Source organism: Paenibacillus humicus NBRC 102415, assembly GCF_004000905.1.
Taxonomy (GTDB): domain Bacteria; phylum Bacillota; class Bacilli; order Paenibacillales; family Paenibacillaceae; genus Paenibacillus_O; species Paenibacillus_O humicus.
The window spans coordinates 116508-130394 of record NZ_BIMD01000003.1 but is presented as its reverse complement, the minus strand read 5'-3'; the positions used below and the strand labels follow the sequence as shown (position 1 = coordinate 130394).

Sequence of the window (13887 nt, the reverse complement as noted above, 5' to 3'; positions counted from 1 at the left end):
TTGGAAGGCAGGGGTCTCTCTATGTCCATCAATCATCCATCTTCTATTGCCGATAGCGCGGGCAAGCCTTACGAGGGTTGGCTGCTCAAGGAAAAGATCGCACAGCTGTTCATCTTCGGCTTCCACGGCAAGCAGCCTTCGGACGACATCCTGGGCGTCATCCGGGATTACGGCGTCGGAGGCGTCATCTACTTCTCCCGCAATGTCCAGGACGCCCGCCAGGTGCATGAGCTGTCCGGGCAGCTCGGCGCGGCCGCCGCCGAGGCGGGTCGTCCGCCGCTGCTCGTCAGCATCGATCAGGAAGGCGGCATGGTCGCCCGCATCGTGGACGGAGTCACCCTCATGCCCGGCAATATGGCGCTCGGCGCAACAGGCTCGGAGCAGGCCGCGTACGAAACGGCCCGGATCTCCGGCGAAGAGCTGCGCAAGCTGGGCATCAACCTCAACCTGGCGCCTTGCCTCGACGTCAACAACAATCCGGACAATCCGGTCATCAATGTGCGCTCCTTCGGAGACCGTCCGGAGCTGGTGTCCAGGCTGGGAGCGGCGGCCGTCCGCGGCTATCAGGCGGCGGGAGTGTCCGCTACGGTCAAGCATTTCCCCGGGCATGGCGACACGAGCGTCGACTCCCACCACGACCTGCCCGTCGTCCCGCATGACCGCGCGCGCCTCGACGCCGTCGAGCTGCCCCCGTTCAAGGCAGCTATCGAGGCCGGCACGGACCTCATCATGACCGCTCACATCTGCCTGCCTTCGCTCGATCCGAGCGGCGTTCCGTCCACCTTGTCGAAGCCGGTACTGACCGGGCTGCTGCGCGGCGACCTCGGCTATGAAGGCGTCATCGTGACGGATTGCCTCGAGATGGATGCGATCGACCGCTTCTACGGTCCGGGCCAAGGCTCCGTCAAAGCCATCGAAGCCGGCGCAGACCTCCTGCTCGTCAGCCATACGCCGGAGAAGCAGCTGGCCGCGCTTGAAGCCGTTGCCGCCGCCGTCGAGAACGGACAGCTCGACGAAGCCCGCATCGACGAATCGCTGGAGCGGATACTGGCGCTCAAGGACAAGCTGGCCAAGGGCGAGCCGCTGCTGCCATGGGAAGAAGCTTCCCGCAGCATCTTCACCGAAGATCATCGGAACGCCGCTGAGCGCTGGAGCGAAGCTTCCGTGACGCTCGTCAAAAATGAAGGCGGCCTGCTGCCTCTGCCGCCCGAAGGCCGCACGCTCGTCCTGTGGCCGGAGATCGTCGCCGTATCGGTCGCCGACGAGATGCTCGCCGGCGACGGAACGCTCGGCTCGCAGCTGCAGAAGCGGCTGCCTAACGTGGAGGAGCGCCGCATGAGCGGCAGCGATCCGCTTGCGGGGCTGGAGCGCTTCGACCGCATCGTCTTCGTCAGCTACGACGCGATGAAGCATCCGCTCGAGAGGACGACGGCCGAGCGGCTGATGGAGCTGGCTCCCGAGAAGACGGTCGCCGTCTCGGTCCGCAACCCTCTCGACATCAACCTGTTCCCGGATGTCCAGGCTTACCTGGCGGTATATGAGTGCCGGCCGCTAGCCCTTCAGTCCGCCGCCAAAGCTCTTGCCGGCGAGCTGAAGCCTTCCGGCCGGCTTCCGATGGAGCTTTCGGCCGAATATCCGTTCGGCTTCGGTCTTTAATCAGCTGTTTGAACACTCGTGTTCCCTTATGGAGCGGCGCTTTATTGCGACCGCTCTATTTGATTGTGAACTTGTCCGGAAGAGCGGGTTGGCGATGGGCTGGAGGCGGTTTAAATTCCTATGCGCAGCATCATGGGATGAGCGGGTCGATTGAGGTTTTTATTTATGGAGGGGCTTTGACTTTGAACCTGCCCGAAGCGGAGCAGCCGGAAGAATCGTGCAGAAGCGGCAGCGTTCGCCTTTGAAGCCGGATTTCCTCCTCGGGAGGGAATGGAATCCATGAAATCCGGCTTCAACAGCGATCGGAACGAGCTTCCGGCTGCATAGCCTGAACGAGCTTCCGGTTGCGCAGCCTGAGTTTCCGACGCCGGAGCCGGTCAAAGCGACCTTTCCCGTGCATGAAAGTTTTACATAAAGTTTACAATACCCCCATAGCGCCGCTGGGACAAGGAGGGTACGATAGGGGAGGGTTCAGAAAGAGACTTGGGAGAGATGCCGGCTTGAAACGTTTTCGCATGCGGTTGACGCTTATCATTATCCTCATGATCGGCTTGTCGGTGACGGCAGCCGGGCTCATGATGGGCAAAACCTATAAATCCAACCATATCTCGGCGCTTGAGGACAGCATGGTTCGGGAGATGAGGATCATCAATTCCAATACGACTTGGGAATTTGCTTCCCAGGCCGAGGCGGAATCGTACTTCCAGGCGAAAGCCAAGGAACTGAAAGATTTGACGGGAGCGAGGGTCACCTTCATCCGCAAGGACGGCATCGTCCTCGGGGATTCGGATCATGATCCCTCCACGATGGACAACCATCTCGGCCGCACGGAAGTGAAGCAGGCGGAGCAGAACGGGACCGGACGCGCGATCCGCCACAGCGACACGATCAGCCGGAACATGCTGTATGTGGCGATGGCGGTAAATAAGGAAAATCCCCACTCGGACATCATCCGGCTTTCCTATAGCCTGGAAACCGTCGAAAGGAACATCAACCGCCTCTGGACGGTTCTCATCATCGGATTGCTGCTGCTCTTCCTGGTGGCCGCAGCCGTCAGCTACCGGATCGCAAAGGGGCTGACCAGCCCGCTTGAGCAGATCACCGACGCGGCCAAGCGGATCCGCTCCATGGATTACAGCGTGCGCGTCGACGTCCACAACAAGGATGAGATCGGCGAGCTGGGAGCGGCCATCAACTCCATGGCGGAGGGTCTGCAGGTGCAGATGAACCGCATCCAGCAGAACGAGACGCAGCTCTACAGCGTGCTGGACAACATGACGAGCGGCGTCGTCATGATCGATCCCGCCGGCCGCATGATGCTGCTGAACCGCCGGGCGGAAGAGGTGCTTGGCTTCGAGCATAGGGAAATGGTGGGCCGGCCTTACAGCGAGGCCAAGCAGCAGTACGAGCTGTCCCAGATCATCCAGCAGGGGCTCGAGAAGCAGGAAGCCGTCCACGAGGAGATCACGTTCTATTTCCCGGAGGAGCGCTTGCTGGAGCTGAATCTGGTGCCTGTCTACCAGAGCGACGATTCCTTCGGCGGCTTGCTGCTCGTCCTTCATGACGTCTCGGCGATCCGCCGCCTGGAGCGGATGCGCAGCGAATTTGTGGCCAATGTGTCGCATGAGCTCAAGACGCCGATCACGGCGATCAAAGGCTTCGCCGAGACGCTTCTCGGCGGAGCGGTCGACGACCCCGTCATGTCCAAGCAGTTCATGCAGATCATCTATGACGAGAGCGAAAGGCTGAACCGGCTGATCGGAGACATTCTGGAGCTGTCCAAAATCGAGTCCCGCCGCGTCCCTCTCCAATTTTCTCCGATCGATCTGGCTTCCTTCATGGAGCGGAGCATGACGATACTGGAGTCGGAAGCCGCGCGCAAATCGATAACGATGACGCTGGACAACGCGCCGGGCATTTATTTGGAAGCGGATGAGGACAGGCTGCGGCAGGTCGTGGCCAATCTGCTGCAGAACGGCATCAGCTACACGCCGGAAGGCGGCAAGGTAAGCGTGCGGACAAGCCTCGTTCAGGGCGAGGGCGGCTCGGAGATGGTGCAGATCCGGATCGTCGATACCGGCATCGGGATTCCGCGCAAAGATCTGCCGAGAATTTTCGAACGGTTTTATCGGGTGGACAAGGCAAGGTCGCGGGTCAGCGGCGGCACCGGCCTCGGGCTGTCGATCGTCAAGCATCTGGTCGAGCTGCATCACGGCAGCATCACGGTCGACAGCACGGTCGGCGTCGGAACGGCGTTTACCATCGAGCTGCCCGTCATTCAGCCTTGACGAAGGGAGCTTTCTCCGCTTCCTTCGTTTCCTTGCCGCCGCATGGTACACTGGTAAGAGACAAGCAGCCGGAGCCGCAAGCTCCGGCGCATATGCTGCAACGCAAGCGGAACCGGCAGACGGGCGGCGGAGAGATCCATGCCCGGTCGTCGGCTCACGAGGCTGGAGGTCGATAGAATATGACGCACAAAGTGCTGGTCATCGAGGACGAGCCGACATTATCCAGGCTTTTGTCTTATAACCTGACGCAGGAAGGGTATGAAGTAACCGTATCGGAGAACGGGGCGGACGGGCTGCAGGCGGCTCTGCAGCGGAGCTTCGACCTGATCATGCTCGATATCATGCTGCCGGGCATGAACGGCTTCGAGGTGCTGGGCAAGCTGAGGCAGAGCGGCATCCGGACGCCGATCATCATCCTGACCGCACGCAACGCCGAGGAAGAGGTCGTGCAGGGACTCAAGCACGGCGCGGACGATTACATCACCAAGCCGTTCGGCGTGGCGGAGCTGCTGGCCCGGGTATCCGCCGTGCTCCGGAGATCGGGCGGCGGCCTGCCGGATGCCGCGGACCCGCAGGACAAGGTCATTACGGCCGGGGAGCTGTCCATTTATCCCGACCGCTACGAGGTCGTGCTCGCGGGCGAGCAGGTGCCGCTGAGGCCGAAGGAATTCGAAGTTCTGCTGTATTTGATCCAGCGGCCGGGCATGGTCATCACCCGCGACGACCTCATGAATGTCGTCTGGGGCTTCGACTATATCGGCGGCCAGCGGACCGTCGATGTCCATGTCAGCTCGCTGCGCAAGAAGCTCGAGCTGGGCGCCCAGTCCGTCTGCATCGAATCGATCCGCGGCGTCGGCTACAAGCTGGTGCTGCCTAGGAAGGCCGGATCTTCGTTGTAAGAGGCTGCCGCCGTGAAGATTCCGGGAGCTTCTCCAAAAAAACCGTCGCAAGGGTACGACCCTCGCGACGGTTTTTTGGCTTGAATCGCTGCTCCATAGAATGCGAGGCGGCGGGAAATCAGCTGCTCCGCCCGCCCCAGGCGAGCATCCGCTTCTGGAACTCCTTCGGCGAGCAGTCGTTGTATTTCTTGAACATCTTGTAGAAGTGGGCCATGTTCGGCATGCCGATCCGGTCCCCGACCTCCGAGACGCTGAGATCCTTGGTGAGCAGAATCCGCTCGGCCCATTTGATCTTGCGGTAGTTGACGTATTCGGTGAAGCTGAGCCCGATGGATTTTTTGAAGTACTTGACGAAATAATAGTAGCTCATATTCGCCAGCTTGCATACTTCCTCCACCTGGATCCGGTCGGTGAGATGCTGCTCCACGAAGCTGAGCACGGGCCGCAGGCGGACCCGGTCGAAATCCTCCTGCTCGGCCAGCACCTTGCGCTTGTCGTTGCGGAGCATGAGGAGGAGGATCTTCTTGATGAGCATGTTGACCGCAAGCTCGTAGCCGGTCTGCTTGACGGTCGCCTCCGACAGGATCTCGCGAACGCTATCCCCGATCGCTTCCTTGACGGAGGAATTCTCCTTGAAAATATAATTCACCTGGCTGAGAGGGTGGTTGGTTTCCGTGAAATAGCGCATGTAAGGCATCGTGCTGTGGTCGAAAAACTGCTCCAAGTCGAACTGAAGCACGATGTAATCCAGCCTTTCGGCCGAGCTCCGGTCACGATGAAGCTGGTTGGCGCCGATGATCGCAACGTCCCCGGCTTCCAGCTTGAAGACATCTTCCTCGACGAACACTTCCATGCTGCCGCTCTGGACGAGCAGAAGCTCCAGCTCCCGGTGGTAATGCCAGTTGATGAGCAGATTGTCCTCGCGCTGCGACTGGAAGATGCGCAGAGACAAGAGAGGGTTTTCATACAGAACCTTTTCGTTGTAGACTTCCAAAGCCGAAGCGCCTCCAATACCAATATTGCATAAAAGCATCGCTATTAAGACGCTTTCTTTTTAGTGGGCTGTTATCTATACTTATTCTAGTGTGAGAGGGCATCCACAATCAAGAGTCCCTCTGCGATCAACACCCAAAAACCCAAAATAACGGATTTATAGCGAGGAGGAAGATTCATGTCCAAAGTACGTGTGGGCATTATCGGATGCGGGGGCATCGCCAACGGCAAGCATATGCCTTCCCTGTCCAAAGTTCAAGAGGCTGAAATGGTGGCGTTCTGCGATATCCACCGCGACCGCGCCGAAGACGCCAAGTCCAAATTCGGCACTCCTGAAGCGGCGGTATATGAGAATTTCCATGATCTTCTGAATGATTCTTCCATTCAAGTCGTGCATGTCTGCACGCCGAACGATTCCCATGCGGATATCGCGATCGCCGCTCTGGAAGCCGGCAAGCATGTCATGTGCGAAAAGCCGATGGCCAAAACGGCTGACGACGCGCGCCGCATGCTGGAAGCCGCCAAGCGTACGGGCAAAAAGCTGACGATCGGCTACCAGAACCGCTTCCGCTCCGACTCCCGCTTCCTGAAGGACGCCTGCGCGAAGGACGAGCTCGGCGAAGTTTACTACGCCAAGGCCCATGCCATCCGCCGCCGCGCGGTTCCGACCTGGGGCGTGTTCCTGGACGAAGAAAAACAAGGCGGCGGACCGCTCATCGACATCGGCACGCATGCGCTTGACCTGGCTCTGTGGATGATGGACAACTACAAGCCCAAAGCCGTGCTTGGACGCGCCTACCACAAGCTTTCCCAGAACGAAAACGCCGCGAATGCATGGGGTCCATGGGATCCGAAGCAGTTCACGGTCGAGGATTCCGCTTTCGCCATGATCACCATGGAGAACGGCGCCTCCATCGTGCTGGAATCGAGCTGGGCCTTGAACTCCCTTGAAGTCGACGAGGCGAAAGTATCGCTGAGCGGCACGAAGGCCGGTGCGGACATGAAGAACGGACTTCGCATCAACGGCGAAGACAACGCCCGCCTGTACGTCAAGGAAATCGAGCTTGGCAGCGGCGGCGTCGCCTTCTACGAAGGCGCTTCGGAAGATCCGGGCGAGCTGGAAGCGCGCTCCTGGATCCAGAGCGTCATCAACGACACGACTCCGGTCGTGACGCCGGAGCAGGCGCTGGTCGTATCCGAGATTCTCGAAGCGATCTACGAATCCTCCAAGACGGGCAAAGCCGTTTACTTCGACTAATAGAATAAAGATGCCGCTGCATGGAGTCGTCAGACTTCGGCAGCGGTTTTTTTATTGCCGTCATGCGTGGAACGCGGGATGTGAAATGCGTGGAACGGGAGAAGGGGAACCAACTTTCTCGTTGCTTGGTTGGCTCCGCGAAAATACGCTGCAATGGTTGGATATCGGGTGTATCCTAGGTCGGGTCCATGCTGGACAAGTGCCTTGGAGTAAAAAGCGGCGGAATCGGCACGGTCGGGTTCGGCTCGGAAAGTTACCTTGCCAGGGGATCAGAAGGAGTGCTGCCGTCCGCAAAACGGAACAGGAACAGATTCGAGTTGGAATTGCAGCATCGGAACGATACCGGAAGCGGACTTAGAGTGAAGCGGGAGATGGAAAGGGAACAGAGTCGGAGTCGGACTCGGATTGGGGCTGGAGCATCGGAACGATACCGGAAGCGGACTTAGAGTGCAGCGGTAGGTGGAAAGGGAACAGAGTCGGACTCGGATTTGAATTAGAGCTGTAGCATTGGAACTGTACCGGAGGTGGACTTAGAATGAAGCGGGAGATGGAAAGGGAACAGAGTCGGAGTCGGACTCGGATTGGAGCTGGAGTATCGGAACGATACCGGGAGCGGACTTAGAGTGAAGCGGGAGATGGAAAGGGAACAGCATCAAGCGTGGGTTCCGAGTGTTGCATGCACCGGAAATAGAAAAGAATTGGATCAAGAAGGTAATTGAAGCTAATGGGATGAAATCTGATCGATACATGGGCGTTAAAGACGGAATGGTATCAAAATTGGACCCGTAACGCCATCGGACATGGACTCGCAAACGGGGTTCGAAGTGGAAAAGAAACATTATCGGACATACAATCCGCTATTTCCTGTTTTTTGGGCATTCAAGAAATTTTAACGGACATGAGTTCCGCTATTTTAAGAAAAAACACCCTAATGAGGCGGTTTCTCGCTAAATAACGGATCGTATGTCCGATAAATTCCAATAACCGCCTTTAATTTCAAAATAACGGATCCTATGTCCGATACAGCGGCGTTCCGTTGTGAACAAGGTGAAGAAGCCTAGAAGAACGAAAAAGATGGTTAAGATTTTTAGTGAAAAAGAAATGTTGTGGCCGTAGACAGGACAGTATCCACGAGGTTGAAGCAGCAATCTCGGGAACAAGCCACGACCACAAAGCATAAGGGTTATTGGAGCGGCTTCAAGCGCCAACAACAACGGCCAATGCGCGGCCGTTGTGGGGGAGAACCTCCGAGCGCCATGAACAATGACCAAAACACGATCGTAGTGCCGGCGCGCCTTCAATAGCCAAGTGCGCCGGCCACAGCACGGCCGTAGTGCAAGAGCGCCTTCAAGCGCCGAGTGCGCCGGGCTGGGACACGTAACAGCGCCAAGAACACCGCCAACAGCCAGAGTGCTGTGAACCCAATCAAAGCGTTGGTGCACCTCAAGCGCCAAGTGCGCCAGCCACAGCAAAGCAGCAGTATCGGGAGCACCACCAAGCGCCAAGAGCATGGACCACAACACGGTCGCAGTGCCGGAGGCCAGCCGCTGCCGCAACCTGAGCACCTATACCAACAGCCAAGGCTCCACCGGCGCAAGTCCCGGCCGGCTTACTTCCCGCGCTCGAACTCCTCCCGGATCCGCCGGTACAGCTCGGAATCCGCCAATACGTCCAAGGCGGTGGAGGCGAGCAGGCCGGCGCCTTGCAGCATCGCTTCCAGCGCCTCCTCCTTCATGGCGGCATCCCGGAACTCCGCCGTATGCAGGCCCAGTTTCTCGTTCACGACCTTCAGATAGGGATGGATGGCCGGACAGCGGAGAGAGACGTTGCCGAGATCAAGCGACCCGTGGTCGCTGCCCGATATGATTTCATCCTCCGCAACGCCGGACGCGATCAGGTTCGAGGTGTAGACGGCAGACAACGCCTCGTTCGTCCGCAGCTCGTCATAGCTGAATTCGAACCGCGAGACTTCGAGCTTGCAGCCGGTCTGGAGCGCTGCGCCTTCCGCGCAGGCGGTGAGCCTTGCCGTCAGCTCATCCGTATAAGCCCGGTCGCCGGAGCGGACATAGAACTTGGCGGAAGCATAACCGGGAATGATGTTGGGCGCCTGGCCGCCGTGGTCGATGATGCCGTGAATGCGTCCGTCGCTGCGCGTCTGCTGGCGCATGGCGTTGCTGGAGCCGAACAGCATCAGCACGGCATCGAGGGCGTTGATGCCCAGATGCGGGCTAGCCGCCGCGTGGGCCGTCCGGCCGTGATACTCGAAGCGGACCGCATCGAGAGCAAGCGATGCTCCGGACCGTTCGTGGGAATGGTAGGGATGAGCCATGAGCGCGAAGCCGCAGTCGTCGAAAAGGCCCGCTTCGCTCATGGGCACTTTGCCGCCGCTCGTTTCTTCGGCCGGGGTGCCGAATACGCGGATGCTTCCGCCGGTTTCGCCGATCGCCGACTTCAAGGCGGCAGCCGCCGCGACGCCCATGACGCCGATGATATGATGGCCGCAGGCATGGCCGATGTCGGGAAGAGCGTCATATTCGCACAGAAAAGCGGCGACGGGCCCAGGCTTGCCGGAATCGTAGGAGGCGACAAAGGCTGTCTTCATGCCGAGCGTGCCGCGCTCGACGGAGAAGCCTTGCTGCTCGAGCTCGTCGGCAAGCAGGGAAGAGGCCAGGAACTCCTCATGGCCGAGCTCCGGGTTTTTGGCGATGCGCAGAGAAATCTCCTTCCAGCGCGCTCCGTGCCGCTGAATCGTTTTTTGGATCATGCCGTGGTCTATGGGCATAGTTCTTCCTCCCTATACAAACAATGTAAGAATGAATCCTTCGATTCCTGTCCCATCAGTATACCATCCGGATGGCAAAGCCGCCGCAAAGTCCCGAAATCGCTGGAATATTCAGATCTATTCCGGCTGTTTAATAAAGTCTTGTCAGCAGGCTTCCTGACAATATAGCGTTTTCATTTTGTTGTTGGAGCGGTGGTTGTGGGATAGGATGAATACAGGACGAACGGCTCATGCCATCTTGCCGTTCGACAGAAGACAACCATAGGGAGGTACACCTCGTGGCTAAAACCACTCCATCCTCCTCATCCGGCGGTGCCCGGGTAGGAGTTCAAAAATTCGGACGCTTCCTTAGCGGCATGGTCATGCCGAATATCGGAGCGTTCATCGCTTGGGGCTTGATCACGGCCTTGTTCATACCGACAGGCTGGTTCCCGAACGAATATCTCGCCAAGCTCGTCGGCCCGATGATCACCTATCTGCTTCCTCTGCTGATCGGTTATACCGGCGGTTCGATGATCCACAAGCAGCGCGGCGGCGTCATCGGCGCACTCGTCACCATGGGCGTCATCGTCGGCACCGACATTCCGATGTTCCTCGGGGCGATGGTCGTAGGTCCCGGGGCGGCATGGGTGCTGAAGAAGTTTGACCAGGCCGTCGAAGGCAAGATTCGTCCCGGCTTCGAGATGCTCGTCAACAACTTCTCGCTCGGCATCATCGGCGGCGGACTCGTCCTGGTCGCTTACGCGGTCATCGGACGCATCATTGAAGGCCTGACGAACATCCTCTCCACAGGCGTGGATTGGCTGGTCGCCCACCATCTTATTCCGCTGGTCAACATCCTGATCGAGCCGGCGAAGATCCTGTTCCTGAACAATGCGATCAATCACGGCGTCCTGAACCCGATCGCGGTCGAGCAAGCCAAGGAAGCCGGCAAGTCGATCCTGTTCATGCTGGAGTCCAACCCGGGCCCGGGTCTCGGCATCCTGCTGGCCTACATGTTCGTCGGCCGCGGAGCTGCCCGCCAGTCCGCTCCCGGCGCAGCGATCATCCATTTCTTCGGCGGGATTCATGAGATCTACTTCCCGTACATCCTGATGAACCCTCGCCTGATTCTGGCTGCCATCGCAGGCGGCGTAACCGGTACGTTCACGTTCTCCCTGTTCAGCGCTGGCCTCGTCGGACCTCCGTCCCCGGGCAGCATCATCGCTTACCTGGCGATGGCGCCGCGCGGAGAGATTCTCCCGGTTCTGAGCGGCGTGATTACGGCTGCGGTCGTATCCTTCCTTATTGCCGCGCTGCTGCTCAAGACGAGCAAGAAGGCAGATGAAGACGAAGACGATCTGGAAGCTGCAACCCAGCGCATGAAAGACATGAAGGCTTCCGGCACTCCGGCCTCGGCCGCAGCTGCGGCATCCGAAGGCGCTCGCGAAGCGACTGCAGGAATGTCGGCCGGTCTGAAGGGCAAGGATGAAGTGCATAAAATCGTCTTTTCCTGCGACGCAGGCATGGGATCCAGCGCCATGGGCGCATCCATCCTCCGCAAGAAGATGAAGGCTGCAGGCTCGCCGATCGAAGTCACGAATACCGCGATCAGCGACATCCCGTCGGATGCGGACATCGTCATTACGCACAAGACGCTTACCGACCGCGCTCGCGGCGTAGCGCCGAAGGCGGAGCATATTTCCATCGACAATTTCTTGAAAAGTCCGGAATACGACGAGCTCGTCAAACGATTGACGAACGAATAATAGGCTTGAGGCGAGTGGATGCGGGCAAATTGCCGGCATCCAACCGCCTTTTTGCGGCCGTACGGGGGGAGCAGGCTCATGGAGCTAACGTATCGGATGCGCCAGATTCTCGATTCGCTGCTTCGTCCCCCATACGAGATCACCGTGGCGGAAATCGCTCGTACGATCCGCGTCAGCGCCCGGACGGTGCACAGGGAATTGGACGCGGTCGAGAGTTTCCTGCATCGCAGCGGAATCATGCTTCGCCGCAAAGCCGGCTCGGGTCTCAGCGTCGAGGGGGATCCGGAGCGCCTTGAAGCTCTCCGGGCCCAGGTGCTCATTCCCGAGGAGGCGGAGTACTCCTCCGATGAGCGGCAGGTGTACCTGCTCTGCCGCCTGCTGGCGTCCAAGGAGCCGGTGAAGCTGTTCTCGCTGGCTTCGGAGATGAAGGTGACCGTGCCGACCGTAGGAGCGGATCTGGACGACCTGTCCGAATGGACGGGAAAGCAAGGTCTGCTGCTTATCCGCAGACGGGGATACGGGGTTGAAATCACCGGTTCCGAACCTCTGCTGCGGGAAGCGGTGAGAGCGGTCGTCCGCTTGCGCCTGGACGACTTGCGGCTGATCGCCGGCAGCGACGATCAGCCGATCCACCCGGTAGACGCGATGATTGCGGGCATGGCGGGTGCGGACCGGATCGGGCTCGTGGAAGAGGCGCTCTGGAGATGGGAAGAAGGCAACCAGCGGGAAACGCTGAGCGAAGAGGCCTATACCGATCTGCTTGTTCGGCTGTCGATCGGGGCGGTAAGAATAGAAGCGGGGATGACTGTCAGCGAAGGGGATATGGACCGGCTCGCCTATGCGCGCAAAAGCGCAGCCTCCGGGCAAGCAGCCGGCGAAGCCGCCGGAGGCGAGTCCGGTTCGGCCGCCATCCTGTGCCGCATGCTGGGGGAAGCTCTCGGCATCGCCTATTCCGCGGCGGAAGCCGCTTATGCAGCGGAGCTGCTGCGCCGAGCGTCCTCGCATTCTTCCGGCTCGCTGGCGGCGGACGACCTGGAGCTGGCCGGCAAGGTGCGGTCGTTCATCCGCCGCATGAGCGAGCTGGACGGGACCGATTATTCGGCGGACCGCTCGCTGCGCGACGGGCTGTTCGCCCATCTGAAGGCGGCTCTGGAGAGGCTGGGGGCAGGCCAGAGAATCCGCAATCCGCTGCTGGATGCCATACGCAAGGAATACCCGGAGCTGTACCGCCAGGTTCGGCAGGCAGCCGATTCCGCCCTGCCCGGATTCACGGTTCCCGACGAAGAGATCGCATTTCTCGTCATGCATTTCGGGGCGTCCCGGGAGCGTCTCCGGCAAGTAAGCCAAGTCATGCGGGCAATCGTCGTATGCACGAGCGGAATCGGTTCTTCCAAAATGATTGCGGTCCGCCTGCGCAAGGAGTTCCCGCAGCTGCAGATCGTCGACCAGGCATCCTGGTATGAGGCGGCGCGCATACCGCGGTCGGATTATGACCTCATCATCAGCACGGTGGACTTGCCCCTGCCAGAAGACCAGTACTTGAAGCTGAGCCCGCTTCTCACCCCGCCCGAGGCGGATCGCCTCCGCGAATTCATCCGGAGCAAGAGCTGGCAGGATGAAGGCCTCCGGCCGACGCCTGCCGGCGATACGGCTGCGGCGGAGCTGCTCAAGGAATGGGAACCGCCGGAAGCGAGCTCCCTATCGGATGATGCGGTCAAGCTGTCGGAGGCGGCCGGTCTTACGGGACTGGAGCAGCTTGGGGCGGCTACCAAGCAGTGCATCGAGCTGCTGAATGCCTTCAAGGTGCTGAAGCTGTCCGTTGACGGACGGCCCACCCTGGAGAAGTGGCTGAGCGCCGCATGCGGGCATGCGGCGCTCGGAGACACGGTCAAGGATGTCCATCGAGTCGTCGATCTGCTGCTGCGCCGCGAGGAAAACGGGACACAGCTCATACCGGGCACGGAGCTGGCCCTGTTCCACACCCGCACCGACGCTGTGCTTAAGCCTTCTCTGTTATTGTTCGAGATGGAATCGGCACTGCGGCTGGACGGTGCGGAAGGGCCGAGGCTTGCCCGCTTCCTGCTCATGCTGGCGCCGCGCCAGCTGTCGCGCGAAAGCCTCGAGGTGCTCAGCGAGGTCAGCGTCACGCTGCTGGACGACGGGATGATTCAGGCACTCGCGGAGGGCCGGGAGAGCAGGATCAGGGAACTGATCGCCTCCCATCTCCGCGGATATCTCAAAACAAAACTGGAAAGCGAGTGAG

8 protein-coding genes are annotated in these 13887 nt (G+C 59.7%); 6 read left to right on the top strand and 2 right to left on the bottom strand.

From position 1 onward, the window contains the following. Window positions 1-21 precede the first annotated feature (21 nt). The 3 genes from PHU01S_RS03510 (at window position 22) to PHU01S_RS03500 (ending at window position 4843) form a co-directional block, all read left to right on the top strand. Window positions 22-1656 carry a glycoside hydrolase family 3 protein gene (locus PHU01S_RS03510; protein WP_127506125.1) on the top strand — a complete coding sequence of 545 codons (1635 nt, stop codon included), beginning with the start codon at window positions 22-24 and terminating at the stop codon, window positions 1654-1656. 515 nt (window positions 1657-2171) lie between these two features. Beyond that, entirely contained in the window at window positions 2172-3944 is a 1773-nt protein-coding gene (gene pnpS, locus PHU01S_RS03505) for a two-component system histidine kinase PnpS (protein ID WP_246029132.1), read from the top strand. A 179-nt stretch (window positions 3945-4123) separates the two neighbouring features. Then, window positions 4124-4843 carry a response regulator transcription factor gene (locus tag PHU01S_RS03500; protein ID WP_048747687.1) on the top strand — a complete coding sequence of 240 codons (720 nt, stop codon included), beginning with the start codon at window positions 4124-4126 and terminating at the stop codon, window positions 4841-4843. 118 nt (window positions 4844-4961) lie between these two features. On the opposite strand, the gene PHU01S_RS03495 is transcribed toward PHU01S_RS03500, so the two are convergent. Continuing rightward, window positions 4962-5837, bottom strand: coding sequence for a helix-turn-helix domain-containing protein (locus PHU01S_RS03495; RefSeq protein ID WP_048747689.1), 876 nt, complete (start codon window positions 5835-5837; stop codon window positions 4962-4964). 177 nt (window positions 5838-6014) lie between these two features. Here PHU01S_RS03495 and PHU01S_RS03490 point away from each other — a divergent pair, with 177 nt between their 5' ends. Further along, a complete protein-coding gene (locus PHU01S_RS03490; RefSeq protein WP_021882216.1) occupies window positions 6015-7094 on the top strand; it encodes a Gfo/Idh/MocA family protein in 1080 nt (359 codons plus the stop codon). A gap of 1609 nt (window positions 7095-8703) precedes the next feature. Here PHU01S_RS03490 and PHU01S_RS03480 read toward each other — a convergent pair. Beyond that, window positions 8704-9876, bottom strand: a complete 1173-nt coding sequence (locus PHU01S_RS03480) for a M20 family metallopeptidase (RefSeq protein ID WP_246029131.1) — start codon at window positions 9874-9876, stop codon at window positions 8704-8706. A 278-nt stretch (window positions 9877-10154) separates the two neighbouring features. Here PHU01S_RS03480 and PHU01S_RS03475 point away from each other — a divergent pair, with 278 nt between their 5' ends. Both PHU01S_RS03475 and PHU01S_RS03470 read left to right on the top strand, forming a co-directional pair. Next, window positions 10155-11624, top strand: a complete 1470-nt coding sequence (locus tag PHU01S_RS03475; protein WP_048747691.1) for a PTS mannitol transporter subunit IIBC — start codon at window positions 10155-10157, stop codon at window positions 11622-11624. Window positions 11625-11702: 78 nt separating this feature from the next. After that, complete coding sequence (locus PHU01S_RS03470) at window positions 11703-13886, top strand: BglG family transcription antiterminator (protein WP_164762959.1); 2184 nt, start codon at window positions 11703-11705, stop codon at window positions 13884-13886. The last annotated feature ends 1 nt before the right edge of the window (window position 13887 follow it).

What these genes read in the sequence shown, in the direction of transcription:
- PHU01S_RS03490 (WP_021882216.1), top strand. Translation starts at nt 6,015, where the DNA reads ATGTCCAAAGTACGTGTGGGCATTATCGGATGCGGGGGCATCGCCAAC.
- PHU01S_RS03500 (WP_048747687.1), top strand. Translation starts at nt 4,124, where the DNA reads ATGACGCACAAAGTGCTGGTCATCGAGGACGAGCCGACATTATCCAGG.
- PHU01S_RS03480 (WP_246029131.1), bottom strand. Translation starts at nt 9,876, where the DNA reads ATGCCCATAGACCACGGCATGATCCAAAAAACGATTCAGCGGCACGGA.
- PHU01S_RS03510 (WP_127506125.1), top strand. Translation starts at nt 22, where the DNA reads ATGTCCATCAATCATCCATCTTCTATTGCCGATAGCGCGGGCAAGCCT.
- pnpS (WP_246029132.1), top strand. Translation starts at nt 2,172, where the DNA reads ATGCGGTTGACGCTTATCATTATCCTCATGATCGGCTTGTCGGTGACG.
- PHU01S_RS03470 (WP_164762959.1), top strand. Translation starts at nt 11,703, where the DNA reads ATGGAGCTAACGTATCGGATGCGCCAGATTCTCGATTCGCTGCTTCGT.